This window comes from Janthinobacterium sp. GW822-FHT07A03, from assembly GCF_058798815.1.
In genome coordinates this window covers 240,573-265,964 of the sequence record NZ_JBXAKW010000010.1, presented here as the reverse complement: position 1 = coordinate 265,964, position 25,392 = coordinate 240,573, and the positions used below count along the sequence as shown (strand labels likewise).

25 protein-coding genes are annotated in these 25,392 nt (G+C 63.0%); 15 read left to right on the top strand and 10 right to left on the bottom strand.

The genetic code is table 11. The annotated features are described in order from the left end of the window. The first annotated feature begins 1 nt into the window (after position 1). From cobU to AC1RJW_RS26050, 6 genes are read left to right on the top strand one after another with little or no spacing between them, the layout of a single operon-like run. Positions 2 to 568 carry a bifunctional adenosylcobinamide kinase/adenosylcobinamide-phosphate guanylyltransferase gene (cobU, locus tag AC1RJW_RS26075; protein WP_493047488.1) on the top strand — a complete coding sequence of 189 codons (567 nt, stop codon included), beginning with the start codon at positions 2 to 4 and terminating at the stop codon, positions 566 to 568. Further along, positions 562 to 1,515 (top strand): adenosylcobinamide-phosphate synthase CbiB, encoded by a 954-nt coding sequence (gene cbiB, locus AC1RJW_RS26070; protein ID WP_493047487.1) that lies wholly within the window; start codon positions 562 to 564, stop codon positions 1,513 to 1,515. Before cobU ends, cbiB begins: the two co-directional genes overlap by 7 nt. Further along, positions 1,508 to 2,494, top strand: coding sequence for a threonine-phosphate decarboxylase CobD (gene cobD / locus AC1RJW_RS26065; RefSeq protein ID WP_493047486.1), 987 nt, complete (start codon positions 1,508 to 1,510; stop codon positions 2,492 to 2,494). The genes cbiB and cobD overlap by 8 nt, the downstream gene beginning before the upstream one ends. Beyond that, complete coding sequence (locus AC1RJW_RS26060; RefSeq protein ID WP_493047485.1) at positions 2,491 to 3,390, top strand: cobalamin-binding protein; 900 nt, start codon at positions 2,491 to 2,493, stop codon at positions 3,388 to 3,390. Before cobD ends, AC1RJW_RS26060 begins: the two co-directional genes overlap by 4 nt. Next, positions 3,387 to 4,193, top strand: coding sequence for an ABC transporter substrate-binding protein (locus AC1RJW_RS26055; RefSeq protein ID WP_493047484.1), 807 nt, complete (start codon positions 3,387 to 3,389; stop codon positions 4,191 to 4,193). Before AC1RJW_RS26060 ends, AC1RJW_RS26055 begins: the two co-directional genes overlap by 4 nt. Next, entirely contained in the window at positions 4,190 to 5,644 is a 1,455-nt protein-coding gene (locus AC1RJW_RS26050; protein ID WP_493047483.1) for a cobyric acid synthase, read from the top strand. Before AC1RJW_RS26055 ends, AC1RJW_RS26050 begins: the two co-directional genes overlap by 4 nt. A gap of 3 nt (positions 5,645 to 5,647) precedes the next feature. Here AC1RJW_RS26050 and AC1RJW_RS26045 read toward each other — a convergent pair whose 3' ends face one another. Beyond that, a complete protein-coding gene (locus tag AC1RJW_RS26045) occupies positions 5,648 to 6,787 on the bottom strand; it encodes a hypothetical protein (RefSeq protein WP_493047482.1) in 1,140 nt (379 codons plus the stop codon). 207 nt (positions 6,788 to 6,994) lie between these two features. Between AC1RJW_RS26045 and AC1RJW_RS26040 the strand changes: the two genes are divergently transcribed. The 7 genes from AC1RJW_RS26040 (at position 6,995) to yacG (ending at position 13,779) form a co-directional block, all read left to right on the top strand. Then, complete coding sequence (locus AC1RJW_RS26040; RefSeq protein ID WP_493047481.1) at positions 6,995 to 8,467, top strand: DHA2 family efflux MFS transporter permease subunit; 1,473 nt, start codon at positions 6,995 to 6,997, stop codon at positions 8,465 to 8,467. A gap of 73 nt (positions 8,468 to 8,540) precedes the next feature. Continuing rightward, positions 8,541 to 9,737, top strand: coding sequence for a type II secretion system F family protein (locus AC1RJW_RS26035; protein WP_493047480.1), 1,197 nt, complete (start codon positions 8,541 to 8,543; stop codon positions 9,735 to 9,737). A 120-nt stretch (positions 9,738 to 9,857) separates the two neighbouring features. Further along, positions 9,858 to 11,018, top strand: coding sequence for an acyltransferase family protein (locus tag AC1RJW_RS26030; protein ID WP_493047479.1), 1,161 nt, complete (start codon positions 9,858 to 9,860; stop codon positions 11,016 to 11,018). A gap of 184 nt (positions 11,019 to 11,202) precedes the next feature. Beyond that, positions 11,203 to 12,072 carry a prepilin peptidase gene (locus AC1RJW_RS26025; RefSeq protein ID WP_493047478.1) on the top strand — a complete coding sequence of 290 codons (870 nt, stop codon included), beginning with the start codon at positions 11,203 to 11,205 and terminating at the stop codon, positions 12,070 to 12,072. 31 nt (positions 12,073 to 12,103) lie between these two features. Further along, positions 12,104 to 12,751: a dephospho-CoA kinase gene (gene coaE, locus AC1RJW_RS26020; protein ID WP_493047477.1), complete on the top strand. Its 648-nt coding sequence runs from the start codon at positions 12,104 to 12,106 to the stop codon at positions 12,749 to 12,751. A gap of 62 nt (positions 12,752 to 12,813) precedes the next feature. Then, positions 12,814 to 13,569, top strand: coding sequence for a cell division protein ZapD (zapD, locus tag AC1RJW_RS26015; RefSeq protein WP_493047476.1), 756 nt, complete (start codon positions 12,814 to 12,816; stop codon positions 13,567 to 13,569). An 18-nt stretch (positions 13,570 to 13,587) separates the two neighbouring features. After that, on the top strand, positions 13,588 to 13,779 hold the full coding sequence (gene yacG, locus AC1RJW_RS26010) for a DNA gyrase inhibitor YacG (protein WP_034785391.1): 192 nt from the start codon (positions 13,588 to 13,590) through the stop codon (positions 13,777 to 13,779). Between the two features lie 141 nt (positions 13,780 to 13,920). On the opposite strand, the gene AC1RJW_RS26005 is transcribed toward yacG, so the two are convergent. The 5 genes from AC1RJW_RS26005 to argJ form a co-directional block, all read right to left on the bottom strand. Further along, positions 13,921 to 14,337 carry a PIN domain-containing protein gene (locus AC1RJW_RS26005; protein ID WP_493047475.1) on the bottom strand — a complete coding sequence of 139 codons (417 nt, stop codon included), beginning with the start codon at positions 14,335 to 14,337 and terminating at the stop codon, positions 13,921 to 13,923. 6 nt (positions 14,338 to 14,343) lie between these two features. Beyond that, positions 14,344 to 14,574 carry a FitA-like ribbon-helix-helix domain-containing protein gene (locus AC1RJW_RS26000; protein ID WP_493047474.1) on the bottom strand — a complete coding sequence of 77 codons (231 nt, stop codon included), beginning with the start codon at positions 14,572 to 14,574 and terminating at the stop codon, positions 14,344 to 14,346. A gap of 97 nt (positions 14,575 to 14,671) precedes the next feature. Then, positions 14,672 to 15,091, bottom strand: coding sequence for an NUDIX domain-containing protein (locus AC1RJW_RS25995; protein WP_493047473.1), 420 nt, complete (start codon positions 15,089 to 15,091; stop codon positions 14,672 to 14,674). Then, a complete protein-coding gene (locus AC1RJW_RS25990) occupies positions 15,088 to 15,954 on the bottom strand; it encodes an ATP-binding protein (RefSeq protein ID WP_493047472.1) in 867 nt (288 codons plus the stop codon). Before AC1RJW_RS25990 ends, AC1RJW_RS25995 begins: the two co-directional genes overlap by 4 nt. Further along, positions 15,951 to 17,189 (bottom strand): bifunctional glutamate N-acetyltransferase/amino-acid acetyltransferase ArgJ, encoded by a 1,239-nt coding sequence (gene argJ, locus AC1RJW_RS25985; RefSeq protein ID WP_493047471.1) that lies wholly within the window; start codon positions 17,187 to 17,189, stop codon positions 15,951 to 15,953. The genes AC1RJW_RS25990 and argJ overlap by 4 nt, the downstream gene beginning before the upstream one ends. Before the next feature lie 313 nt (positions 17,190 to 17,502). Here argJ and AC1RJW_RS25980 point away from each other — a divergent pair, with 313 nt between their 5' ends. Then, complete coding sequence (locus AC1RJW_RS25980; RefSeq protein WP_493047469.1) at positions 17,503 to 18,735, top strand: alpha/beta hydrolase; 1,233 nt, start codon at positions 17,503 to 17,505, stop codon at positions 18,733 to 18,735. Between the two features lie 80 nt (positions 18,736 to 18,815). Here the strand turns inward: AC1RJW_RS25980 and secA are convergent, their stop codons facing one another. Then, positions 18,816 to 21,587 carry a preprotein translocase subunit SecA gene (gene secA / locus AC1RJW_RS25975; RefSeq protein ID WP_493047468.1) on the bottom strand — a complete coding sequence of 924 codons (2,772 nt, stop codon included), beginning with the start codon at positions 21,585 to 21,587 and terminating at the stop codon, positions 18,816 to 18,818. 291 nt (positions 21,588 to 21,878) lie between these two features. Here secA and AC1RJW_RS25970 point away from each other — a divergent pair, with 291 nt between their 5' ends. After that, positions 21,879 to 22,388: a DciA family protein gene (locus AC1RJW_RS25970; RefSeq protein ID WP_493047466.1), complete on the top strand. Its 510-nt coding sequence runs from the start codon at positions 21,879 to 21,881 to the stop codon at positions 22,386 to 22,388. A 146-nt stretch (positions 22,389 to 22,534) separates the two neighbouring features. On the opposite strand, the gene lpxC is transcribed toward AC1RJW_RS25970, so the two are convergent. The 3 genes from lpxC to AC1RJW_RS25955 all read right to left on the bottom strand — a co-directional run bounded on the left by lpxC (position 22,535) and on the right by AC1RJW_RS25955 (position 25,322). Continuing rightward, positions 22,535 to 23,470: a UDP-3-O-acyl-N-acetylglucosamine deacetylase gene (lpxC, locus tag AC1RJW_RS25965; RefSeq protein WP_493047465.1), complete on the bottom strand. Its 936-nt coding sequence runs from the start codon at positions 23,468 to 23,470 to the stop codon at positions 22,535 to 22,537. Positions 23,471 to 23,545: 75 nt separating this feature from the next. Further along, positions 23,546 to 24,388, bottom strand: coding sequence for a DMT family transporter (locus AC1RJW_RS25960; RefSeq protein ID WP_326458310.1), 843 nt, complete (start codon positions 24,386 to 24,388; stop codon positions 23,546 to 23,548). A gap of 160 nt (positions 24,389 to 24,548) precedes the next feature. Further along, the gene (locus AC1RJW_RS25955; protein WP_493047463.1) at positions 24,549 to 25,322 is read right to left on the bottom strand and encodes a helix-turn-helix transcriptional regulator; all 774 of its coding nucleotides are present in this window, start codon (positions 25,320 to 25,322) and stop codon (positions 24,549 to 24,551) included. Positions 25,323 to 25,392 lie beyond the last annotated feature (70 nt).

Genomic DNA, 25,392 nt, shown 5'->3' with positions numbered 1-25,392 from the left:
CATGACGCGCGCCCTGGTCTTCGGCGGCGCCCGTTCCGGCAAGAGCGCCTATGCGGAAAAGCTGGCCCGCGAGTCCGGCAAGGAAGTGCTCTACATCGCCACCGCGCAGGCGGGCGATGACGAGATGGCCACGCGCGTCAGGCATCACCGTGAGCAGCGCCCGGCCGGGTGGGTGACTATCGAAGAACCGCTGCGCCTGGGCGACGCCATCCTGCGGCAAGCACGGCCTGGCAGGCTGCTGCTGGTCGACTGCCTGACACTGTGGCTGACGAATCTGATGTTTTCCAGCGGCGCGACGTATCCGGACGTAGGCGACATCGCCCTGCCCGAACTGTTCCACAGCGAGCGCGCGCACCTGCTGTACGTGCTGGCCGAAATCGGCGATACCGATTGCGACCTCGTGCTGGTATCAAACGAAGTGGGCATGGGCATCGTGCCGTATGGCGCCATCTCGCGCTGCTTCACCGATGAAGCGGGCCGCTTGAACCAGGCCGTGGCCGCCGTGTGCGACAACGCTGTCTTTGTCGCCGCCGGCCTGCCGCTGCACCTGAAAGGCAGCCCATGCTGAGCGGCCTGTCGCTGCCCGTGCTGGCCGCCTTGATGACGGCCGGCGTGCTGCTCGACATGCTGTTGGGGGAAACGCGCCGCTGGCATCCGCTGGTGGGCTTTGGCCGCCTCGCCAGCACGCTGGAGCGCTTGCTGAACCGGGGCCGTGGGCGTTTCCTGCGCGGCGCGCTGGCCTGGTCGCTGGCCGTACTGCCCATCAGCTATGCCGCCTGGTGGCTGTGCGGCCTGGCCGGCGCGGCCTTGCACGTCTTCCTGCTGTATCTGTGTCTGGGCCTGCGCAGCCTGCGCGACCATAACCAGCCGATCGCCGATGCCCTTGCCATCGATGACCTGGACAACGCGCGCCTGCTGACGGCGCGCATCGTCAGCCGCGACACGGCCAACGCCGATACGGCCAGCCTGGCCAAGGCCAGCACGGAATCCCTGCTGGAAAACGGCAACGACGCCGTCTTCGGCACCCTGTTCTGGTTTGCCGTGGCGGGCGGGCCCGGCGCCGTGCTCTTCAGGCTGGCCAATACCCTCGACGCCATGTGGGGCTACCGCAACGCGCGCTACGACTGGTTCGGCTGCTGCGCCGCGCGCATCGACGACATCCTCAATTACCTGCCGGCGCGCCTGACGGCCTTGTCCTATGTCTTGCTGGGCAGGAGCATGGCCGACAAACGGCGCGCCTGGCACTGCTGGCGCACGCAGGCGCCCAACTGGGGCAGCCCGAACGCCGGTCCCGTGATGGCCAGCGGCGCCGGCACGCTGGGCCTGGCCCTCGGTGGCGACGCCATCTACGACGGCGAGCTGGAACGTCGCCCGCCGCTGGGCACCGGCCGTCCCGCGGAAGCGCGCGACATCGACCGCGCCTGGCGCCTGGTGGCCGAAACGGCCATGCTGTGGCTGATCTGGGTGGCACTGCTGGCCGGGCTGTCCTACCTGAGGGGGAAATACCTTGCTTGAACATGGCGGCAACCTGCACGACGCGGCGCGCGAATACGGCCGGCCAATCGCCGACTGGATCGACCTGTCGACCGGCATCAACCCGCACTGGTATGCAGCGCCAGTACCCGACGCCAACGCCTGGCACCGGCTGCCGGAAGCCGATCCTGCGCTGACGGCTGCCGCCTGCGCGTATTACGACGCGCCGGCCATGCTGCCCGTGGCGGGCACGCAAGCCGCCATCCAGGCCCTGCCCCGACTGCGCGCGCCGTCGCGCGTGGTGGTAGCCGCGCCCTCGTATGCGGAACATGCGCACCACTGGGGCCAGCACGGCCACCAGTTGCGGCAAGTGCCGTATGCGCTGCTGGCCGATGCCGTCGACCACTGCGACGTGCTGGTGATCTGCAACCCGAACAATCCCACGGGCGAACGCATCGCACCGGAACTGCTGCTGGAGTGGGCCAGCAAGCTGGCCGCGCGCGGCGGCTGGCTCGTGGTCGATGAAGCGTTTGGCGACACGGAGTCACACGCCAGCCTGGGTCCGCATACGCATCGGCCAGGCTTGATCGTGCTGCGCTCGGTGGGCAAATTCTTTGGCTTGGCGGGCCTGCGCCTGGGCTTTGTCGCCGCCCATCCCGCGCTGCTGGCACAGCTGGCCGACATGCTGGGTCCGTGGACCGTCAGCGGCCCGGCACAGCAAGTGGCGCTGGCCGCCCTGAACGACACGCACTGGCAGGAAGCGATGCGCGAGCGCCTGCGCGGCGAAGGCGCCCGCCTGCACCAGTTATTGGCCACGCACGGCATCGCCAGCAAAGGCACGGCGCTGTTTCAATGGTGGCCGGAAGCACGCGCAGCAGCGTTCTGGCGCTACATGGCAGAATCGGGCATCTGGGTGCGCCTGTTCCGCCACGCGGCCCACGGCATCCGCCTGGGCTTGCCCCCCGACGAACACGCCTGGCTGCACCTGCAGCAGGCCCTCACCGCATGGAAGCACTTATGAACCACTTGAAAACCACACTGCTGCTGGCCGGACTGGTCTCGCTGCAGACACACGCCGCCATCAGCGTGCGCGACGACGACGGCAATACCGTCACCGTGCAAAAACCGGCACAGCGCATCCTGGCGCTGGCGCCGCACGTCACGGAACTGCTGTTCGCGGCCGGCGGCGGCGACAAGATCGCCGGCGTCGTCAGCTACAGCGACTATCCGGAAGCGGCCAAGAAGATCACGCAAGTGGGCGACAACCGCCAGTACGATATGGAGCGCATCATCGCCATGAAGCCGGACCTGATCGTCGTGTGGATGCATGGCAGCGCCGAGCGCCAGATCGCCATGCTGCGCCAGTTGAAAGTACCCATCTATCACAGCGAACCGCGCAAGCTGGCCGACATCCCCGACAGCATGGAGCGCCTGGGCCAGTTGATGGGCACGGAAAAAGTCGCCAAACCTGCCGCCGCCCAGCTGCGCGCCAAACTGGCCGGCCTGACGGCACAATATGCGCAGCGCCCGCCCGTGCGCGTGTTTTACCAGGTATGGGACAAGCCTCTATATACCTTGAGCGGCGCGAGCATCATCAGCGATTCGATGCGCGTGTGCGGCGGCCAGAATGTCTTTGCCGCGATGAAGGTGGTGGCGCCCGTCGTCACGCCGGAGGGCGTGCTGCAGGAAGACCCGGAAGCCATCTTCGGCACCAGCGAAAAAAGCGATCCGCGTAGCGAAGGCGGCCTGGCCATGTGGCGCGCCTTCCCGTCGATGACGGCTGTGCGCAAAAATAACCTGTTCCGCCTGAATGGCGACCTGCTGAACCGCGCCGGCCCGCGCATGATCGAAGGCACGGCCGCCATGTGCGAACAGCTGGAAGTGGCCCGCCAGCGCCGCACCAAGGCCATACCATGAGCCACTACCAGCGCATCGCCTGCCTGTCGACGGAAGCCGTGGAGACGCTGTACGCGCTGGGCGCCGAGGACGTCATCGCGGGCATCTCGGGCTTCACCGTGCGTCCGCCACGGGCGCGCGAGGAAAAAACCAAGATCAGCGGCTTTTCTTCCACGAACCTGGAACGCATCCTGGCAGTGGAACCGGATCTCGTGATCGGCTTTTGCGACATGCAGGCCGATATCTGCCGCGACCTGGTCAAGGCCGGCATCGAAGTACACCAGTTCAACCAGCGCACGGTCGACGGCATCCTGCGCATGATCGGCGTGCTGGCCGCGCTGGTACAGCGCGAGGAAGCGGGAAAAATTCTGATCGCCAGCCTGCGCGCGGACATCGCCGCAGCCCAGGCCCGCGCCGCAGCCTGGACGCGCAAGCCCGTGATTTACTTTGAAGAGTGGAACGATCCCCTGATGAGCGGCATCGGCTGGGCGGCGGAACTGATCGCCATCGCCGGCGGCGCGGACGCCTTCCCGGAATTGTCCGTGCAGCCGGGCGCAAAGGAGCGCATCATCGCCGATTCCCATGACGTGGTCGCCCGCGCGCCCGACATCATCCTCGCCGGCTGGTGCGGCAAGAAGTTCCAGCCGGCGCAACTGGCGGCACGCCCGGGCTGGGATGCGATTCCCGCCGTACGCAATGACATGCTGTTCGAGATCAAGTCGCCCGACATCCTGTCGCCCGGCCCGGCGGCAATTACCGAAGGGCTGCGCCAGATCAGCGACATCATCGCGCGCTGGCAACATCTGCAGGAGCAGCAGACATGAAGAGCCCCTTCCCCGCCCTGATGGTGCAGGGCACGACGTCCGACGCGGGCAAGAGCACCGTCGTCGCGGCACTGTGCCGATTGTTGAAGCGCCGTGGCGTGACGGTGGCGCCGTTCAAGCCGCAAAACATGGCCTTGAACAGCGCGGTGACGAGCAACGGCGGCGAGATCGGCCGCGCCCAGGCCTTGCAGGCGCTGGCCTGCGGCATCGCGCCGCACACGGACATGAATCCGGTGCTCTTGAAACCGTCGTCGAACACGGGCGCGCAAGTGATCATCCACGGCAAGGTGCGCGCCGAGATGGATGCGCGCGACTACCAGCAATATAAAACCATCGCCATGGGCGCCGTGCTGGAATCCTTCACGCGTTTGCGCCAGCAATACGACGCCGTCGTCGTCGAAGGCGCGGGCAGCCCCGCTGAAGTCAACCTGCGCGCGCGCGACATCGCCAACATGGGCTTTGCCGAAGCCGTCGACTGCCCCGTGATCCTGGTGGCCGACATCGACCGGGGCGGCGTCTTCGCGCACATCATCGGCACCCTGGCGTGTTTGTCCGACAGCGAACGGGCGCGCATCCTCGGCTTCGTCATCAACCGCTTCCGCGGCGATATCTCGCTGCTTGCGCCCGGCATCGAATGGCTGGAACAGCAGACGGGCAAACCCGTGCTGGCCGTGCTGCCCTACCTGCAAGGCCTGTTCCTCGATGCCGAGGACGCCGTCGAAGCGACGCAGGCCGAACGCGGTGCCTTCAAGGTGGTGGTGCCGCAACTGCCGCGCATCAGCAACCACACGGATGTCGACGCGCTGCGCGCCCACCCCGGTATCGACCTGCAATTCATCAAACAGGACCAGCCGATTCCACCGGCAGACCTGGTGATCCTGCCCGGCAGCAAGAACACGCGGGGCGACCTCGCCTGGCTGCAGCAGCAAGGCTGGCCCGCCTACCTGGCGAAACACCTGCGCTATGGGGGCAAGGTGCTCGGCATCTGCGGCGGCTTCCAGATGCTGGGGCAAAGCGTGCGCGATCCGCTGGGCGTGGAAGGCGCGGCGGGAGAGTCAGCGGCACTGGGCCTGCTCGACATGGTGACGGAATTAACAAGCGACAAACGGCTAGAACAGGTGCGCGGCCATTGCGCGTTTGCCGGCGCGGCCGAAGCGCGCGTGGCAGGCTATGAAATCCACATGGGCGTGTCGCATGGCGCGGCGCTGGCGCAGCCGGCCTTCGTCATCGACGGCCGGCCCGAGGGGGCCGTATCGGGCGACGGGCAAATCCTGGGCAGCTATTTGCACGGCATGTTCGACACGCCCGCCGCGTGTGCGGCGCTGCTGCGCTGGGCGGGGCTGGACTCCGGCCACACAGTGGACACCGCCGCCCTGCGCGAGGCCAGCCTGGAGCGCATCGCCGATGCCGCGCTTCCGCTGCTGGCCGCGCTGGACGCGCTCCCGCGCTAAGCTTTACTTTTTCAGGCACGTCGTCAGGAAGGAGCGGTCCGTCGAGAACTGCACCGCCATGCTTGACGAAACGGGCATGAACATCGTGTAATCGGCCAGCGCGTCGGCCGGGTCCTTCAGTACGGCGATGCCATCGAAATCGACGGCCAGCGTGCCGGTGCCCAGTTTGTTCAAGGTCACGTTTTCCGCGTGTACCTTGCCCGTGCCATTGTTGGTGATAGTGGCAACGGTGCCGGCGATGTCAATCTTGCCCGTCGTGCCGCCCTGCTCCGCGCACACATAGCTGCCGTTGACTTCCGTACCGATCTTCTGTTGCTTAGCTGCCACGATAGTGCCCACGCGCAAGACGTTTTCCTGGTTCAGGCTATAGCGGTCGATGAACAGCGCCAGCCCCCGGTCCCCCGCATGCACGTGCACGATGCCGAAATCCTGGCCGCCCTGGCGGGCGACGAGCAGGCCACTCTTCGCATCCTTGACCAAGATCAAGTCCGCGCTTTCCGGCTGCGGCAAACCCGGCACGGCCGAACAAGCTCCTTGCGCATTGAAGATACCGCCATTGCACAGCTGCGCTGCGCCATTGGCCGCGATCCTGAAACTGCCTTTCGGATTGAATCGGTCGCCACCACCCCTGGCATTGCGCATGGCGCCCACGAACAGGTAGCTGCCGGCCAGCCTGGCCACATCACCCACCGCATAGCCGGTGCCGCTGACGGTCGACGTCATATTGCCCAGCTTGATATTGCCCGAGAGCAGGCGCGTGCGCGCATCGACGGTGACGCTGAAATCCGTTGCCGTGTAGGTGGTGAGATGGCCGGCGGTGACTGCGCTGAACGTGCCGCTGCGGTCGCTCAAGCCGAACTGCGTCGACAGCACGCGGATGGCGTAGGTTTTCTTCGCGCTGTCGAACGTGATGCGCCACGTGTCCCCGATATCGGCAGCCACGTCATACACGCTTTCATCGGCGCTGGCGCCGGCAATGACGCTCAAGCCCGCGTCCCTGGCCACGGCGGCTGACGCCGCGGCCACACTATCGGCGGGGACGACGGGAGGCGTGACCGGCGCTTCCGGCGCAGCGTGATCGCTGCCGCCACCGCAGGCAGACAGCGCGGCGCCCAGAACAAGGAAGGTAAGTGCATTTTTCATGTGGTGTGACTTTCGGGGAGAGAAGAGGCCGGAGCTGCCGGAAACACATGCTAGCCTTGCCCGCAATCTATTGCCATGGAACAAATGTTCCATGGACTCTCCCCCCGGCACGCGGCCAGAATGGATGGCGCGGGCGGCACGCGGGCGCCATTTATGTGACAATTCGTCGTACTGTCGGCTCCGTCTTTCCTCCTCAGGCTCACATCCATGACCAGTTCCCCGATTAAAAGCTACCTCCCCTGGGTGGTCGCCACCGCCCTGTTCATGGAGCAACTCGACTCCACCATCGTCAACACCGCCATTCCCGCCATGGCCTCCAGCCTGAACGTGACGCCGCTGAGCCTGAAGGCCGTCGTTACCAGCTACATCCTGAGCCTGGCCGTGTGCATTCCCATCAGCGGCTGGATGGCCGACCGCTTCGGCACGCGGCGCGTGTTTTCCGCCGCCGTTGCCATCTTTACCATTGCCTCCATCCTGTGCGGCCTGTCCGTGAATGCGCCCATGCTGGTGGCCGCGCGCCTGCTGCAAGGGGTGGGCGCGGCCATGATGATGCCGGTGGGCCGGCTCACCATCATCCGCACCTTTCCCAAGTCGCAATTGCTGGCGGCCATGAATTTCGTCATCATCCCGGCCCTGATCGGCCCCCTGCTGGGACCCACGGTGGGCGGCCTGATCGTGCACTGGCTGTCGTGGCGCGAAATTTTCTTCGTCAACGTGCCTGTCGGCCTGGCGGCGCTGTACCTGGCGCACCGCTACATGCCCGATTATTACGGCGACAAGCCCCGTCCGCTGGACCTGATCGGCCTGGTGCTGTTCGGCACGGGCATCGCACTGCTGTCGTGGCTGTTGGAAATCTTCGGCGAACACCGCATCGACGGCACCTCGTTTGCCGTGCTGCTGTTCATTTCCATCAGCCTGCTGGCCGCGTATGCCTGGCATTCGAGCGAAGTGCTGCACCCGCTGCTGCGCCTGACCCTGTTCAAGATCCGCACTTTCCGTGTCTCGGTGGTGGGCGGCTTCGTCACCCGCCTGGGCGTGGGCGGCCTGCCCTTCCTGTTGCCGCTGCTGTACCAGCTGGGCCTGGGCTTGCCCGCCTGGCAATCGGGCTTGCTGATGATGCCGTCGGCCGCGGCCGCCATGGGCATGAAATTCATTTCCGCGCGCGTGCTGGCCCGCTTCGGCTACCGTCAGGTGCTGATCGTCAATACGGTGCTGATCGGCGTCACCATCGCCATGTTTTCGCAGGTGGGCGCAGGCACGCCCCTGTACGTGATCGTTGCCATCAGCCTGTGCATGGGCTTTTTCAATTCGCTGCAGTTTTCCAGCATGAACACCATCGCGTACGCCGATGTCGACAAGGCCGATTCCAGCATGGCCAGCACCATCGCCAGCTCGATGCAGCAACTGTCAATGAGCTTTGGCCTCGCCTTCGGCTCGCTGATCACGGGCTGGTACCTGGGCGACATGCCGCAGTCGGACCGCGCCATGCTCAGTACGGCCCTGCACCACGCCTTCCTCACCCTGGCCGCGCTGACGGTGCTGTCTTCGCTGACCTTCTGGACCCTGCGCCGCGACGATGGCGAAAGCATCAGCAAGGGCACGGACAGCGACGGGGAGGATGCGGCCGACGTGAAGGCCCAGGCCGTTGTACAGACGGAAGTGCAAACCACCAAAGGCTGAGCCAAATCAAGCTTGCCGCCAGTACGGCTGGTACTCTTGCCTGACGCTGCTAACGTGACGGCAGGAGGTGCACATGGCGGCCGAACGGCGCTTTGCATGGAAGGGCACGGACCGCCATGGCCAGGCGGCCGAAGGCGTCTTGCGCGCCGCCGACGCCGGCGCGGCGACGGTCGCGCTCAGACGCCAGGGCATCCTGGCCACCAGGGTGCAGGCAGCGCGCAGCGCGCCCGGCAAGGCCATCACGCGCAAGGATATCGCCCTGTTCACGCGCCAGCTGTCGACCATGATGGCGGCCGGCGTGCCGCTGCTGCACGCCTTCGACATCGCCGGCAAGGGCCACGCTAAACCCGCGATCACCGAGCTGATGCGCGACTTGCGCCACGACATCGAGGCGGGCAGCAGCCTGCAGCAGGCCTTCCGCCAGTTTCCCCTGCTGTTTGACGAGCTGTATTGCAACCTGCTGGCGGCGGGCGAACAGGCTGGCATCGTGCAGGACTTGCTGGCGCGCCTGGCCACGCACCAGGAAAAGGCCATCGCCCTGCGGCGGCAGGTGCGTGGCGCGCTGATGTATCCGCTGGTCATCGTACTCGTCGCCATCGTTGTCACGGCCGTCATCATGAGCGTGGTCGTGCCCGCTTTCCGCCAGGTCTTCGACAGCTTCGGCGCCCCCTTGCCGTTGCCTACCCTCGTCGTCATGGGCCTGTCCAGCTTTCTGATCCGCTACTGGCTGGCCTTGCTGGCGGCGCTGCTGCTCGCTTGCGTGCTGCTGCACCTGGCCTGGCGCCGCTGGCCCGCCTTGCGGCGGCACGCGCAACTGCGGGTACTGCGCCTGCCCGTGTTCGGCCCGCTCCTGCGCAAGGCGGCGATCGCCCGCTGGACGCGCACCCTGGCCGCCATGTTCGCCGCCGGCGTGCCGCTGCTCGACTCGCTCGGCCTGGTGGGCGCCGCCGCCGGCCACGCGCTGTACCAGGAAGCGACGACGCGCATCGAGCGTGAAATCCGCGCTGGCGGCAGCCTGGCCCTGGCCATGGAGCACAGCGGCGTATTTCCCCCGCTGCTGACGCAACTGGCCCTGATCGGCGAGGAATCGGGCGCGCTCGACGCCATGCTGTCGCGCGCGGCCGAGATCATCGAAGCGGACATCGACGCCACCGTGACCACTCTTTCCACGCTGCTGGAACCGGCGCTGATGGTGGTGCTGGGCGTGCTCGTCGGTTCCCTCGTGATTGCCCTGTATTTGCCGATTTTCAAGCTGGGAGCCGTGATCTAGGCAACAGCCAGCACTTCCAATAAGATTCCAGATAGCAATTGCCGCGTTGACAGGTATTCGCTCCCGGGTCAGACTTCGTCGCTACCCCACATCTTTAATGAAAGAGTCATGTCTTAATTCATGAAAAATCACAATAAACTGGACTGGCTGGAAGCGCTCCGAGGTATTGCGGCCACTCTGGTGGTCCTGACGCATGCCCGCTACTTCATGCTCAATACGGCCAACTGGGAAAAGGCCGATGAAATGCTCAGGCCAGGCGCCATGGGCGTCGACCTGTTCTTCATCATCAGCGGCTTCATCATGGCTTATTCAACGAAAAATTCGGATGGTAGCCTGGAATATGCGAAGACCTTTGCCATCAAGCGCTTTGCGCGCGTCTGGCCCGTCTACGCTGTCATCACCTTCTGGTGGATAGCGGCAACACAAGACGTCACCGCGTATTTCAGCTCCTATGACAATATCATTCTATTTTTAAAAAGCATCTTCTTTATCCCCGTCTCCATCAATAATCCACCCTATTTTGGCGCAGCATTGCCTTTGGGCTGGACCCTGGAATTCGAGATGTATTTTTATGCCATATTCTGCGCCTCGCTCTGTTTCAAAAAATGGCGCTGGCTGGTGCTGTTCGCCTGGATGATCGCCACCGTAATACTAATACCCATGCAACAAGATTCAGCATTGTCGGCCTACGATGCCAGCAGAAACCTGTCTTACTCCTTTACTTACTTTAATTTGATGAGCAATCCGATTATTCTCGAGTTTCTCGCGGGCGCCGCCATCGGACTGTTGTATCTGCAGGACTGGGCTAGGATCAGAAACCCGGCCATCGCCTATCATCTTCTCGGCCTGAGTATCGCGTTTACCATCTGGCTCGGCTACTCGCGCGTGGTGGATTTTCACGGTCTCACAAAATGGGGCGGCATCCTGGCAGTAACCGTGCTCGTCATGGCCATCGCCAGCAAGACCGTCAAGATTCCCGCTCCACGCTGGCTGGTATGGCTAGGCTCGATTTCTTTCTCACTGTACCTCAGCCATACGATTACCCATCACTATTTCAGTCTGGTCATGCTCAAGCTGGACATGGAAGCACATACGCACTCATGGGGCTATATCTTCGTGACCACCGTTACGGCGATTTCAGTCGCAGCCGTAGTGCATCGCTACTTGGAGAAAATGCTCTCAGAATCCATTCGCAACAAACTGCTGGCACTGCTGATCGAGCATAAAAAAACACCATCTCCTAGACAGGCCATCAACGCCACCGTGGTCACGAAAAAGTAGCAAAGCACCCCGCGAACGTGATGCACGCGGTATTTTTGACCAGCACGTACCATTGCCATAGACATGCTCGTCCGAGTTAAGATGACAGATAGACTATATTCTCCTGGTTCGCGACGCTGGCCCTGACCATGGCTGGCGTCGCGGCTGTAATCCTGCACTTTCCATTTCAAATTAACAATAAATAATGCCTCCAGATACCCTGCTGTTCGCCGCGCCCGGCAATCTTTCCGTCGCCCTCGTCGCCGCCCTGTTCGGCCTGATTGTCGGCAGCTTTCTGAACGTGGTGATCCACCGCGTGCCGAAAATGATGCAGCGCGAATCCGCTAATTACGTGGCGGAAGAAAGCGGCTTGCCCTTGCCGCACACGGACCGCTACAACCTGATGCTGCCGCACTCGAACTGCACCGCTTGCGGCCACCGCATCACGGCCAAGGAAAATATCCCCGTCATCAGCTACCTGTTGCTGCGCGGCAAATGCAGCGCCTGCCAGGCGCCCATCTCCGTGCGCTATCCGCTGGTGGAATTGCTGACGGGCGCGCTGTCGGCCCTGTTGATCTGGCACTTCGGCAGCGGCTGGACGGGCCTGGCGACGCTCGTGTTTGCCTGGCTGCTGATCGCCATGACCTTCATCGATGCCGATACGCAAATGCTGCCGGACGACCTCACCTTCCCCCTGCTGTGGGCGGGTTTGCTGGTCAATATCAACGGCACCTTCGTGCCGCTGCAGGACGCCGTCATCGGCGCGGCCGCCGGCTACCTGGCCCTGTGGGCCGTGTACTGGGCCTTCAAGCTGGCGACAGGCAAGGAGGGAATGGGCTATGGTGACTTCAAATTGCTGGCGGCGCTCGGTGCGTGGCTGGGCTGGACCATGTTGCCGACGATCATATTGTTGTCGTCGGTGGTCGGCGCCGTGGTCGGCATCGGCCTGATCGTGTTTGCCAAGCGGGGACGCGACAAACCGATTCCCTTCGGTCCCTACCTGGCGGCGGCAGGCCTGATCGCGCTGCTGTACGGCACGCCCCTGTCGCGTCTCACGCTGGGCCTGACCAGCTGACCAGCGCAGCACTGCCCCTATGGATAAATACATGCAACGACAAAACGCCCCTTATTTCAGCGTCGGACTCACCGGCGGCATCGGTTGCGGCAAGAGCACCGTGGCCGACCTGTTCGCCGCGCGCGGCGCCTCCATCATCGATACCGATCAGATCGCGCACAGCCTGACGGCGCCCAATGGCGCGGCCATGCCAGCCCTGGTGGCGGAATTTGGGTCCGGCTACGCCGATGCGCGCGGCGCCCTCGACCGCACAAAAATGCGCAACCTGGTGTTTTCCGACGCCGCTGCCAAGGCGAAACTGGAAGCCATCCTGCACCCGCGCATCCGCCAGGCCACCCTGACGGCGGCGGCAGAAGCGACAGGCAGCTACGTGATCTTTGCCGTGCCCCTGCTGGTCGAGTCCGGCGGCTGGGTGGAGCGGGTCAACCGCGTACTGGTCATCGATTGCCTGGAGAGCCTGCAAGTGTCGCGCGTGATGGCGCGCAATGGCTTATCGGAAGAACAAGTCAAAGCCATCATGGCCACGCAGGCCACGCGTGCCATGCGCCTGGCGGCGGCGGACGATGTGATCGACAATAATGGCGATTTGGCCGCCCTGGCGCCGCAGATTGCCCAGTTGCACGATTTATATCTGGCATTTTCAAAAAGAATGGCTGGAATCGGGCCGCAACGTTTGTAATTTGTCGACGCTTGGTTCAAAATCACGGGATTGTTTGCAGGTCCTTACTTAAGGGAATTATTTTGATTGTCTACGAATACCCTTTCAACGAACGCATACGTACCTTGTTGCGGCTGGAAGACCTGTACGACAAATTCAAGTTCTTCATCCAGCAAGAGCATGCAATGCAACATCATGTTGCCTTGGCAACTATTTTCGATATGCTCGAAGTGGCCGGCCGCGCCGACCTGAAATCGGACCTGCTGCAGGAACTCGAGCGCCAGCGTCAAAGCCTGCTGGGCTACCGCAGCAATCCGAATGTAGAACCGGAAACCCTGGATGCCATCCTCGGTGAACTCGACAGTGTCAGCGGCGCCCTCGTGGCGGCGCAAGGCAAGACGGGCCAGAATATCCGCGACAATGAATGGCTGATGAGCATCCGCGGCCGCACCATCATCCCGGGTGGCGCCTGCGAATTTGACTTGCCGTCGTATTTCGCCTGGCAAAAACGCAGCAGCGAGCAGCGCCTGACCGATATCCAGGCCTGGTTCGCCCCGCTGGCGCCCCTGTTCGACGCGCTGGCCCTCGTCTTGCGCCTGCTGCGCGATTCCGGCGGCCCCGTCAAACTGATCGCCAATGGCGGCAGCTACCAGCAAATGCTGCAAGGCAAGGTGTATCAGATGCTGCGCCTGAGCCTCGATGAAAACAGCGGCGCCATCCCGGAAATTTCCGCCAACAAATACATGCTGTGGGTACGCTTCACTACCCAGGGCGGCGACTTGAAACCCAAGCCGCTGGAAGAAGATGTACCATTCGAGCTCACGCTGTGTAATTTTTAACTGTTACTTATTTGCCCCATCATGACCGTCGTTAACTGCCCTACCTGTGCCGCCAAAGTCGAATGGACTGAAGCCAATAAATACCGCCCCTTCTGCTCGGAACGCTGCAAGCAGATCGACCTGGGTGCCTGGGCCGAAGAGAAATACACGATCCCCGCCGCCGATCCATTTGAAGATCCCCTGGCAGACGAAGACAACAAGCCGCAGTAATAACGTCTATCAAACCTACTGCGCGTCGCGGGTCGCGGTCTGCGATGCTCACTGCCTCGGCGGCCCCGTACTCGGTACAGTTGCGCTTCTCAACCACCACCCACTTCCGCTCGCTACGGTTTTATTAGACGTTAAAAAGCATCAGGCAAATGGATTTTCCAGGCGCAGCCCCTGCGCCGCGAAACTATCGAGCCTGCCGCTGACCACCGTCAAGCCATAGGCGATGCCCATCGCCGCGATCTGCGTGTTCACACCCTGTACGGCGCCACGGCCATGCAAACGGGCACAGACGAGCGCGCAATCGAGGTCGAAGTCCAGCAGCCGCGCAGCATAATCGGCCAGCAGCGCTTCCAACCAGCCTTCCAGGGCCAACGCTTCCAGGGGCGCTTCACGCCGCCAGCTGCACTGTATGCCTGCGCGCAATTGCGCGATCACCTGTACCGGTAAGTAGCGCGCCTCGGGCGCCACCCGCTCGAAGAAAGCGGCAATGCCCGCCGGTGCACCTGTCCCTTTGCGTGCAGCAACGATCACATCCGTATCGACCAGATAGGCGCCCATGGCGGCTCAGGAGCGGCGCTCGAAGTCCCCATCGCCCCCCACGTCTGGCATGCCGCGCAAGATGTCGTCGAGCGGCCGTTTCGGCAACGGCCGCAAGGCGCTGCGCAGGATGTCGCGGTGCTCTTCCTCGATGCTGCGCCCATGCGCGCGGGCACGCTTGTGCAGCGCCGCGAGCAGCAGTTCATCGGTATCGGTAAAGGTCAGGGTCAGCGGCATGCGAATTCCCCAGTGCGTCATGAGAGCACTCTAGCGCAAAACATCGCCGATGCAAGGGAAGGACAACACAGGTTTGCGCCAGCGCAGCGCACGGGCTGCATACTGGCACAAATCGAACTCAGGCAGCCAGGGATTCCCGGCGCACCTCGTCGAGCCATTCCAGCAGGGGAATGGTGGCTGGCAGCAAGGGTTCCACGCCCACCGTGCCCTGCCAGGCGAATGCCTGCCCTTCCAGGCTTTGCGGCTCGCCGCGCCAGTCGCGGCTGATATAGAAATGCAGGCGCACATGGGCGTGCGGATACACATATTCGACGCCGCACCAGGCCTCCGCGCTGTCGATGTATAAACCCAGCTCCTCGACAAACTCGCGCTTCAAGGCGTCGAGGATAGCTTCTCCCGGTTCAACCTTTCCGCCAGGAAATTCCCAATAGCCATCATACGGCTTGCCGGCCGGGCGCTGGCCCAGCAGCACGTCGCCATTCGGTTTCATCAGGATGCCGACGGCCACGTCAACCGGTGTCACTTTCACTTCGCTCATTGCGGCAGCTTTCCCGCGTAATCGCGCGCGAATTGCCAGGCGACACGGCCCGAACGCGAGCCGCGCTGCAAGGCCCAGCGCAGGGCATCGCCGCGCGCTTGCGCGATCTGCTCCGGCGTGCAGCCAAACGAGGCGAGCCAGTGCGCCGCGATATCGAGATAATCGTCCTGCTTGAACGGGTAGAACGACAGCCACAGGCCGAAGCGCTCGGACAGCGAGATTTTCTCTTCCACCGTCTCGCCCGGATGCAAATCGCCATCGTCGTCCGTCTTGTAGCTGCTGTTGTCCGACATGCGTTCGGGCATCAGGTGACGGCGGTTCGAGGTGGCGTAGATCAGCACATTGTCCGATTGCGCGGCGATGCTGCCGTCGAGCGCCACTTTCAGCGCCTTGTAGCCGCTTTCGCCCTCTTCGAACGACAGATCGTCGCAAAAGATGATGAAGCGCTCGCGGCGCGCCGCCACCAGGTCGACGATGTCGGGCAAGTCGGCCAGATCCGCCTTGTCCACTTCGATCAGGCGCAAGCCCTGGTCGGCGAACTGGTTCAGGCATGCCTTGATCAGCGATGACTTGCCCGTGCCGCGCGCGCCCGTCAGCAGCACGTTGTTGGCGGGGCGACTGGCGACGAACTGGCGCGTATTCTGCTCGATCTGCGCTTTCTGCGTGCCGATGTTGTGCAAGTCATCCAGGGCGATGGACGACACGTGCGCCACCGCCTGCAGATGGCTGGCGGCACCCTGGCGCCGGCGCCAGCGGAAGGCAAAGCTGTTCCAGTCCGTCGCCGGCAAGGCCGGCGGCAAGATCGACTCCAGGCGCGCCAGTACCCGCTCGGCGCGGATCAGGAATTGATCGAGGCCGGTCATGAGCGGTAGTCGGCGTTGATCGACACGTAGTCATGCGACAGGTCGCACGTCCACAGGGTGGCCGTGGCATCGCCGCGCGCCAGTTTTACACGGATGGTGATTTCGCTTTGCTGCATCACGCGCTGGCCGTCCTGCTCCTGGTAATCGGGGTTGCGGCCGCCGTTCTTGGCCACCCACACGTCGTCCAGGTACAGGTTTAGCTGGCCCACGTCCAGGTCGTCCACGCCCGCATAGCCGATGGCGGCCAGGATGCGCCCCAGGTTCGGGTCGGAGGCAAAGAACGCGGTTTTCACCAGCGGCGAATGGGCGATGGAATAGGCGATCTTGCGGCACTCTTCCACGTTGCGGCCGTCTTCCACGGTCACGGTCATGAATTTGGTGGCGCCTTCGCCGTCGCGCACGATGGCTTGCGCCAGGAAGGTCGACAGTTCGGTGACGGTGGCGGCCAGTTCCGCATAATGCGGCGAATCGATCGAATCGATGACCAGGCTGCCGGCGCCCGTGGCTACCAGCATGAACGAGTCATTCGTGGACGTGTCGCCGTCGATGGTAATGCAGTTGAACGATTTGTCGGCCGCCTGTTTCACCAGCTGGTCCAGCACGGGCTGCGCCACGGTGGCGTCAAAGGCCAGGAAACCCAGCATGGTGGCCATGTTCGGCTTGATCATGCCGGCGCCCTTGCTGATGCCCGTCAGGGTGACCGTGTGGCCACCGATGATGACCGTGCGCGAACCGGCTTTCGGCTGCGTGTCGGTGGTCATGATGGCTTCGGCGGCCGAGAACCAGTTATCCGAGGTCAGTGCGGCCACGGCTTGCGGCAGGCCGGCGACCAGGCGCTGCACGGGCAGCGGTTCCAGGATCACGCCGGTGGAAAACGGCAGGATTTGCTGCGGCGTGCAGCCCAGCAGCTCTGCCAGCGCGGCGCAGCTGGCCTGCGCGTCGGCCAGGCCCGATTCGCCCGTGCCCGCATTCGCGTTGCCCGTGTTGACCAGCAGCGCGCGGATCGGCGCGGCGCCGGCCGTCACGGCGGCCAGGTTGGCTTTCGAGATTTGCACGGGCGCGGCGCAGAAACGGTTCAGGGTAAACACGCCGGCCACGGTGGCCGTCGGTGCCAGTTTCAATACCAGCAAATCCTTGCGGTTGGGTTTCTTGATGCCGGCTTCGGCAACACCGATTTCAATGCCGGCGACGGCTTTCAAGTCGGCGGCGACGGGCTTGGGAGAATTGACGGCCATGGTGATTTCTTCTGCGAGGGAAAATGGAAGCGCTATTGTAGCGCCTTCGCGGCGCGGGTGAACATGCGGCAAGTGAATAGTCGCGACAGGCACGGCGGTGCCGATACGGCCGCCAGCGTGACCAGGCTTGCGATTTATCAGAACGCTGCCGCCTGGCTGCGCTAAGGTATGGGAATGGACGATGGTGAGTCTTGCAATCGCCCCGTCCAGGGAGGATGTCATGGCGCAGGGTCAGTCAAACCGGATGCGGTGCAGCGATGCAGGTCTGTCATGCCTGTCGCGTCTGTTATGCCTGCTTTGCCTGCTGGCGTGGTTGACGGCCTGTACGGTGCAAGATGGCGCGGCAGATGGCACTAGCGCACGCGTCACTGAACAGGCGTCCGAAACGCCGCCTGCGGTCGAAGTTCCACCTCCAGCCGCCGTACCGCAGCCAGCACCCACCAAGCCGTGGGGCAGCGCATGGTCGGGCACGGGTGGCTTGCTGGGCAACCTCGGCAACCTGGCCGGCAGCATCGGCGGCGGCGGCACGCTGACGTCCGACAACAAGACTGCGCCCCCCGGCGCCATGCACGTCACCGTGTATTACGCTACCGACAGGCAATACCAGGCCAGCAGCCACAATTACGGCTGGCAGCCCAACCGCGTGGCGCCCTACCTGAGCTACGGCAGCGTCGTGGTGAGCATCCCGGAAAAAAGAGCGCCGGGCGAACTGCCGCTGCCGCCCTGGTACGCCATCCTTGCCAGCAACAATGCGCAAAAATATGTGCTGATCAAGGGAACCACGCGCCTGTCGCGCGCGGATTTTCTCGCCACCGTCAAGGCCAGGATACGGGCCGCCCCGGAACGGCACGCCGCCTTCATCTACATCCACGGCTACAGCAACTCGTTTGATGACGCCGCCCGGCGCACGGCGCAGATGGCGGTCGACCTCGATATCGGCGCCCTGCCCGTGTTCTACAGCTGGCCATCAAAAGGCACCCTGACAGGCTATGAGTTTGATGAAAACGCCGCCGAATGGACGCAGGCGCACCTGCAAGCCTTCCTGGCCGACTTCGCCGAGCACGCTTCCGCCACCGATATCTACATCATCGCCCACAGCATGGGCAACCGCCCGATGACCGTGGCGCTGGCCAACCTGCTGGAAAAGCGCCCCGAGCTGCGGCCCCTGTTCAAGCAGGTGGTGCTGGCGGCGCCGGACATCAATGCCGATATCTTCCGCGAGCAGATCGCTCCCCGTTTTGCCAGCCTCAAGCTTCCCGCCACCCTGTACGCGTCCGCGAACGACAAGGCCATCCGCGCTTCCTACAATTTTGCCGACTGGGACGGGATAGGCGACATCCGCGGCCCTGTCGTCAGCATACCCGGCATGGAACTCGTCGATGCCTCGGCCGTCATCATGAATTTCATGGGACACGATTACTTCGCCAGCAACCGCGTCCTGCTGACCGATATCGCCACCATGATCAAGACGGGGCAACGGGCCAGGAACCGTGGCGGCTTGAAAGGCATTCCCTCGCAGGCGCCGCAATACTGGGCCTTTCCCTGAGCAGGACCTGGCACGGTATGCCGGACATAAAAAAACGGAGACCGCGGTCTCCGTTTTTTGTTCACGCTGACAAACCGCGCTTAAGCCAGCTTGCCGTGGCAAGCCTTGTACTTCTTGCCGCTGCCGCAAGGACATGGGTCGTTGCGGCCGACCTTGACGCCCATGCTCACGCTCATGTCGTCGACATACTGGTCGTTGCTGTCGCCAGCCGTCGGCGCCAGCAGTTCTTCCGGCGCCGCGTTCGGGTCGAATTCGGCGTGCTGGTAGTGCACGTTTTCCACGTGCGACTGCTGCATCGCCTGTTCGGCCGCATCGACTTCTTCGCGCGACTGGATACGCACCGTCATCACGTGTTTCGTGACGTCGTTCTTGATCATGTCGAGCATCTGGCCAAACAGTTCAAACGCTTCGCGCTTGTATTCCTGTTTCGGGTTCTTCTGCGCATAACCGCGCAGGTGAATACCCTGGCGCAGGTGATCGAGCGCCGCCAGGTGTTCGCGCCAGTGGCTGTCCACGCTTTGCAGCATGACATTGCGCTCGAAGCCGCCAAACGATTCCTTGCCGACGATATCGATCTTCGACTGGTACACGGCATCGGCCGCGGCCAGCACTTTGTCCAGGATCTCTTCGTCCGTCAAGGTCGAATCGGCTTCCAGCATTTGCTGCAGCGGCAAGTCGAGCTGCCATTCGCTCGACAGGGTATTTTCCAGGCCCTTGATATCCCACTGCTCTTCCACCGATTCGCGCGGCACGTACTCGTGCACCAGGTCGGTGAACACGCCATGGCGCAGCGAGCCGATCATCTCGGAAATATCGGTCGTTTCCAGCAGCTCGTTACGTTGCTGGTAGATGACCTTGCGCTGGTCGTTGGCGACGTCATCGTATTCCAGCAATTGCTTGCGGATGTCAAAGTTGCGCGCTTCGACCTTGCGCTGGGCCGATTCGATCGAACGCGAGACGATGCCTGCCTCGATCGGTTCGCCTTCCGGCATTTTCAAACGGTCCATCACGGCGCGCACGCGGTCGCCGGCGAAGATGCGCAGCAGCGCGTCGTCGAGCGACAGGTAGAAGCGCGAGGAACCCGGATCGCCCTGGCGGCCGGCACGGCCACGCAGCTGATTGTCAACGCGGCGCGATTCGTGGCGTTCGGTGCCGATGATGTGCAAGCCGCCCGCATTGACCACGTGGTCGTGCAGCGACTGCCACTCATCGCGCAAGGTCTGCGACTGGGCTGCCTTGTCGGCGTCGCTCAGTTCAGCATTGGCTTCGATGAACTTGATCTGATTTTCGACGTTACCGCCCAACACGATGTCCGTACCGCGGCCAGCCATGTTGGTGGCGATGGTGATGGCTTTCGGACGGCCTGCCTGGGCGATGATTTCCGCTTCGCGCGCATGCTGCTTCGCGTTCAGCACGTTGTGCGGCAAACCGGCCTTGGTCAGGATGCCCGACAGCAGTTCCGAGTTCTCGATCGAGGTCGTCCCTACCAGCACGGGCTGGCCGCGCTCGTAGCAGTCGCGGATGTCGTTCAACATCGCGTTGTATTTTTCCGCCGACGATTTGTAGACCTGATCCTGGCGGTCCTTGCGCTGCAGCGGACGGTTTTGCGGAATCACGACCGTTTCCAGGCCGTAGATTTCCTGGAATTCGTACGCTTCGGTATCGGCCGTACCGGTCATGCCGGCCAGCTTGGCGTACATGCGGAAGTAGTTCTGGAAGGTGATCGAGGCCAGGGTCTGGTTCTCGTTCTGGATCTTGACGCCTTCTTTCGCTTCGACGGCCTGGTGCAAGCCATCGGACCAGCGGCGGCCCGTCATCAGACGGCCCGTGAATTCATCGACGATCACCACTTCATTGTTCTGCACCACATAGTGCTGATCCTTGAAGTACAGCGCGTGCGCGCGCAGTGCCGCGTACAGGTGGTGCACGAGGGTGATGTTGGCAGAGTCGTACAGCGAGGCGCCTTCCGGCAGCAGGCCCATCTCCATCAGGATGCCTTCGGCCTTTTCATGGCCCGCTTCCGTCAGCAGCACCTGGTGCGCTTTTTCATCCTTGGTGTAGTCGCCCGGCACTTCAACCTTGCCCTTGCCGTCCGGCGTTTCTTCGCCGATCTGCAAGGTCAGGCGCGCAGGCACTTCATTGATCTTGTAATACAGGTCGGTATGGTTCTCGGCCTGACCAGAAATGATCAGCGGCGTACGCGCTTCATCGATCAGGATCGAGTCGACTTCATCGACGATGCCGAAGTTCAGGCTGCGCTGCACGCGCTCGCGCGCTTCGTAGACCATGTTGTCGCGCAAGAAGTCGAAACCGAATTCATTGTTCGTGCCATACGTGATGTCGGAGTTGTACGCCTGCTGCTTGGCACTGTGCTCCATCTGCGACATGTTCACGCCCGTCGACAGGCCCAGCCACGCATACAGGCGGCCCATGGTCTCGGCATCGCGCTGCGCCAGGTAATCATTGACGGTGACGATATGCACGCCCTTGCCCGACAGGGCATTCAGGTAGGCTGGCAAGGTTGCCATCAGGGTCTTGCCCTCGCCCGTGCCCATCTCCGCGATCTTGCCGAAATGCAAGACCATGCCGCCGATCATCTGCACATCGAAATGGCGCATGCGCAGGACGCGCTTGCTGGCCTCGCGGCAAACGGCAAAGGCTTCCGGCAACAAGGCATCGAGCGATTCGCCAGCGGCGATGCGTTCCTTGAAGGCAGGCGTCTTCGCTTGCAGCTCGGCATCCGACAGCTTTTCGATGGCCGGCTCGAGCGCATTGATCTCGCGTACCGTTTTTTGGTATTGCTTGAGCAGCCGCTGGTTGCGGCTACCGAAAATCTGGGTCAGTAATGACATGCTTGAATTCTTGAAAAAACGCCGTTAAAAAAAGCTCGGTAGCTGACAGCGAGGTAACAATCGCGTGACCGCACGGAGTTCGACTATGGCAAAAGACGATGATTTTATCATGCGTTCCCGCCAAGGTTGGGGTAATGCACCATATAACAATAGCTTAATGACAAACAAACGGCAGAAATTGCGGACATTTCCCATACTGTAAGGCAATGCGGCCCACCCGCCTGCACCGCACCCGCCGCCGCACTCGCCGCCGCACTCGTCATGCGCGGGCGAGTGTGCTATGTTTCGGCCATGCGAACTCCCACTTATTCTCCGGCGCCGCGCCGCGGCTACGGCTTTGCCCGTTCCGGCCCCGCCGCGACGGGGGCAACCGATTTTCTGCGCGGCAACGCCACGATGGCTTCCCTGATGCCCACCGTCACGCGCCTGGCCGCCCTGCAAAAAGACTGCGCCAAAGCCTTGCCGGCGATGTTCGAGCATTGCGACATCCTGCAATTCGAGAGCGGCCAACTGGTGCTGGCCACGCCGAACGCGGCGCTGGCGGCCAAGCTCAAGCAGCAATTGCCGAAGTTGCAAGGGGAGCTGGAAAGAAAGGGCTGGCAAATTGCAGGCATCAAGCTGAAAGTGCAAGTCATCAAGAGCATCGCGCCCATCGTGCATACGCGGGCGCTGGTCTTGCCGGAAAAGGCCATGTCGGCCCTGGAAGAGCTGAGCACGGCATTGCCGCCATCGAAGCAGAACGAGCAATTGATCGCGGCGCTGCGCAGTTTAGTGCGCCACCACCGCGAACCAAAAGATTAAGACTGCCCGGCAACATTTTGACACCTCAGAAAACCGTAGCGAGCGGAAGGGAGAGGTGGCTAAGAAGCGCAACCGTACGAAGGTACGGTGAGCATCGCAGGCCGCCTATACCGACGCGCAGTAGGTTTAATGAGGTGTCGCTCAGATCAGGTCAGGGACCACTCGCGCTCCATCTGCCGCAGATACGATTGCGGCGCCGCCTCGTTCGTGGCGAACGAGACAATTTCATACGCATCGGGCTGCTCCAGCAGCGCCAGCAGCAGCTGGTTGTTCAGCGCGTGGCCGGACTTGTGCGCCGTGTAGTAGGCGAGCAAGGGATGGCCCACCAGATACAGGTCGCCGATGGCGTCGAGGATCTTGTGACGCACGAACTCGTCTTCGTAGCGCAGGCCATCGGCATTCAAGATGCGGTACTCGTCCATCACGATGGCGTTTTCCAGCGAGCCGCCTCGGGCCAGACCCATGCCGCGCAAGCTTTCCACGTCCTGCATGAAACCGAAGGTGCGCGCGCGCGCCACGTCGTGCACGTAGGACACGTCGCCGAAGTCGACGGAAGCGCGCTGCATCGTGCCATCGACGGCCGGGTGGTTGAATTCGATGAAGAAATCAAGCTTGAAGCCGTCGTACGGCGACAAGCGCGCCCATTTTTCCGCGTCGCCCTTGCCTTGACGCACTTCCACGGGCTTGATGACCTTGATGAATTTCTTCGGCGCCTGCTGCTCTTCCACCCCGGCTTGCTGCAGCAGGTAGACGAAGGACGAGGCGGAACCGTCCATGATGGGAATTTCTTCCGCATTCACGTCGATGTACATATTGTCGACGCCCAGACCGGCAGCGGCCGACATCAGATGTTCCACCGTGGAAACCCTGGCGCCGTCCTTGATCAGTACGGAAGCCATGCGCGTATCGCCCACGGCCATGGCGCTGGCGGGAAACTCGACGATGGGATCGAGGTCGATGCGGCGAAACACGATGCCCGTGTCGATCGCGGCGGGACGCAAGGTCAGTTCGACCTTGGTGCCGGAGTGCAAACCGACACCGATGGTGCGGACCTGTTGTTTGATGGTGCGTTGTTTTAACATCTGTCGATTATATCTATTTGCCGGATTTTCGTTGCGGCGCGGCATGGTCCACGCCAGAAATACCACAGCCGTTTCTTAAGGATGCTCGCTCTCGGCGTGGACAGCCTCCCTGCGCACGAGGTAAATACCGCTGCCGATGATGATGGCCGCGCCGATCAGCGTGTATTCGTCGGGCAAGGCGCGCCACAGCATCCAGTCCAAGGCCATGCCCCAGGCCAGGGCCGAGTATTCGAACGGCGCCACACTGGACGCCTTGCCAAAACGAAAAGCCTCCGTGATGGCCAGCTGGCCCAGGAAGCCGCTCAGCGACAAGCCCGCCAGCAGCCACCAGTCTTCGCGGCGGATGCCCACCCACTCATGCGCCGACAGGGCCACGCCGCCGATGGCCATCATCACCATCAGCCAGAAGACCATGCTTTCGCTGGCATCCGTGCGGCTCAGGATACGGCCCGTGACGGCGGAAATGGCGTAACAGGCGGCCGAGCCCAGTACGGCCAGCCCGGCCAGCGAGAAGAATCCCGAACCGTCGGGGCGCAGCGCCACCAGCACGCCCAGCAGGCCCACGGCGATGGCGCACCAGCGCGCGACGTCAACTTTTTCCTTCAGAATAAAAACCGACAGGACCGTGATGATCAAGGGGGCAACGAAGAACAGCGCATACGTCTCGGCCAGCGACATGCGCTTCAAGCCATAGGCAAACAGCGTAATCATCAACACGCCCAGCGCGCCGCGCAGCAAGTGCAGCGGCCAGCGCACCTTCAGCACATTCTTGAAGGCGCCACGGTACAGCAGGTACAGGCAGACGAGCGGCAAGGACGACAGGGCGCGCAAGGCCGTCACCTGCATGGGCGGATAATGCGCGGACAACAGCTTCATGGCCGTGTCCATCAGGGAAAACATGGCGACGGCGACCAGCATCACATAGATGCTGCGCAGGTTTTGATTGCGGGGTAACAGGACAGACTCCTGGCAAAAGAGCGAGACCGTCATCATGGCGACGGCCGGAGCCAGGACAGCATGGCCTGGAAAGGCCGGGCCAGGCGGTCAGCCCGATTATAGCAAGCGCGGCTGTTTTACCTTATGACACAGGCAACAGCATCACCAGTTTCAATTCATGCTGGCGCGCCAGGTGCAAGGTGACCTGATTGAAGCTGAGCGCGCCCTGTTGCGCATGCTGGAAGCGGCGCAAGCCCCCGTCGCGCCCCTGCACCTGCTGCGCGCCCCACCACTGGCGAAATTCGGGGCTGGCGTCGGCCAGCTCCGCGATCAGGCCGGCCAGCGGCGCCTGGTCCGCCTGGCGGCCGATATCGGCACGAAACTCCGCCACCAGCCGCTGCGCCCGCTCGGGCCAGCCGACGATCAGGTCGCGCGCGCCAGGTTCCAGAAACATGAAGCGCAGCTGGTTCGGCGCGGCCTGCCCGCCATGCAGCCAGCCCGTGAACAAGGTGGACGCCGCCCCGTTCCACGCCACGGCGTTCCATTCCCGGTCGAGGATGTACGCGGGGGTGCCGATGGCGGCAACGATGGCCGCCAGCTCGGCGCTGGCAGGCCCACCGGCCTCGCCTGTGCCATGGCTGGGGTCATGCTTGTCGGCCACCTCGAACAGATAGGCGCGCTCGGCCGTGCTCAGCTGCAGCACCTGCGCCAGACGCGCCAGCATCTTCGCCGACGCCGACACGGGCCGCCCCTGCTCCAGCCACGTCAGCCAGGTGGGACTGACGTCGCACAATTGCGCCAGTTCCTCACGCCGCAAGCCCGGCGTGCGCCGGCGTCCGCCGCCGGGCAAGCCAGCCATGGCGGGGGTAACGGCTTCGCGCCGGGCACGGATGAATTCAGCGAGTTTGTTCGACATGAGACAGATGCATGGTAGTAGATATACCAGTATAAGTTATGGTCTTGTTACAGGATAATTTTATCCTTAT

Coding starts and splice junctions, on each gene's coding strand:
- AC1RJW_RS26060 (WP_493047485.1), top strand. CDS start 2,491: ATGAACCACTTGAAAACCACACTGCTGCTGGCCGGACTGGTCTCGCTG.
- AC1RJW_RS26005 (WP_493047475.1), bottom strand. CDS start 14,337: ATGGGCGCCTATCTGGTCGATACGGATGTGATCGTTGCTGCACGCAAA.
- AC1RJW_RS26035 (WP_493047480.1), top strand. CDS start 8,541: ATGGCGGCCGAACGGCGCTTTGCATGGAAGGGCACGGACCGCCATGGC.
- cbiB (WP_493047487.1), top strand. CDS start 562: ATGCTGAGCGGCCTGTCGCTGCCCGTGCTGGCCGCCTTGATGACGGCC.
- AC1RJW_RS26025 (WP_493047478.1), top strand. CDS start 11,203: ATGCCTCCAGATACCCTGCTGTTCGCCGCGCCCGGCAATCTTTCCGTC.
- AC1RJW_RS26030 (WP_493047479.1), top strand. CDS start 9,858: ATGAAAAATCACAATAAACTGGACTGGCTGGAAGCGCTCCGAGGTATT.
- secA (WP_493047468.1), bottom strand. CDS start 21,587: ATGTCATTACTGACCCAGATTTTCGGTAGCCGCAACCAGCGGCTGCTC.
- lpxC (WP_493047465.1), bottom strand. CDS start 23,470: ATGTTAAAACAACGCACCATCAAACAACAGGTCCGCACCATCGGTGTC.
- AC1RJW_RS26000 (WP_493047474.1), bottom strand. CDS start 14,574: ATGACGCACTGGGGAATTCGCATGCCGCTGACCCTGACCTTTACCGAT.
- argJ (WP_493047471.1), bottom strand. CDS start 17,189: ATGGCCGTCAATTCTCCCAAGCCCGTCGCCGCCGACTTGAAAGCCGTC.
- AC1RJW_RS25960 (WP_326458310.1), bottom strand. CDS start 24,388: ATGCTGGTCGCCGTCGCCATGTTTTCCCTGATGGACACGGCCATGAAG.
- AC1RJW_RS26045 (WP_493047482.1), bottom strand. CDS start 6,787: ATGAAAAATGCACTTACCTTCCTTGTTCTGGGCGCCGCGCTGTCTGCC.
- AC1RJW_RS26040 (WP_493047481.1), top strand. CDS start 6,995: ATGACCAGTTCCCCGATTAAAAGCTACCTCCCCTGGGTGGTCGCCACC.
- AC1RJW_RS26055 (WP_493047484.1), top strand. CDS start 3,387: ATGAGCCACTACCAGCGCATCGCCTGCCTGTCGACGGAAGCCGTGGAG.
- AC1RJW_RS25955 (WP_493047463.1), bottom strand. CDS start 25,322: ATGTCGAACAAACTCGCTGAATTCATCCGTGCCCGGCGCGAAGCCGTT.
- AC1RJW_RS25990 (WP_493047472.1), bottom strand. CDS start 15,954: ATGACCGGCCTCGATCAATTCCTGATCCGCGCCGAGCGGGTACTGGCG.
- coaE (WP_493047477.1), top strand. CDS start 12,104: ATGCAACGACAAAACGCCCCTTATTTCAGCGTCGGACTCACCGGCGGC.
- cobU (WP_493047488.1), top strand. CDS start 2: ATGACGCGCGCCCTGGTCTTCGGCGGCGCCCGTTCCGGCAAGAGCGCC.
- AC1RJW_RS25970 (WP_493047466.1), top strand. CDS start 21,879: ATGCGAACTCCCACTTATTCTCCGGCGCCGCGCCGCGGCTACGGCTTT.
- AC1RJW_RS26050 (WP_493047483.1), top strand. CDS start 4,190: ATGAAGAGCCCCTTCCCCGCCCTGATGGTGCAGGGCACGACGTCCGAC.
- AC1RJW_RS25995 (WP_493047473.1), bottom strand. CDS start 15,091: ATGAGCGAAGTGAAAGTGACACCGGTTGACGTGGCCGTCGGCATCCTG.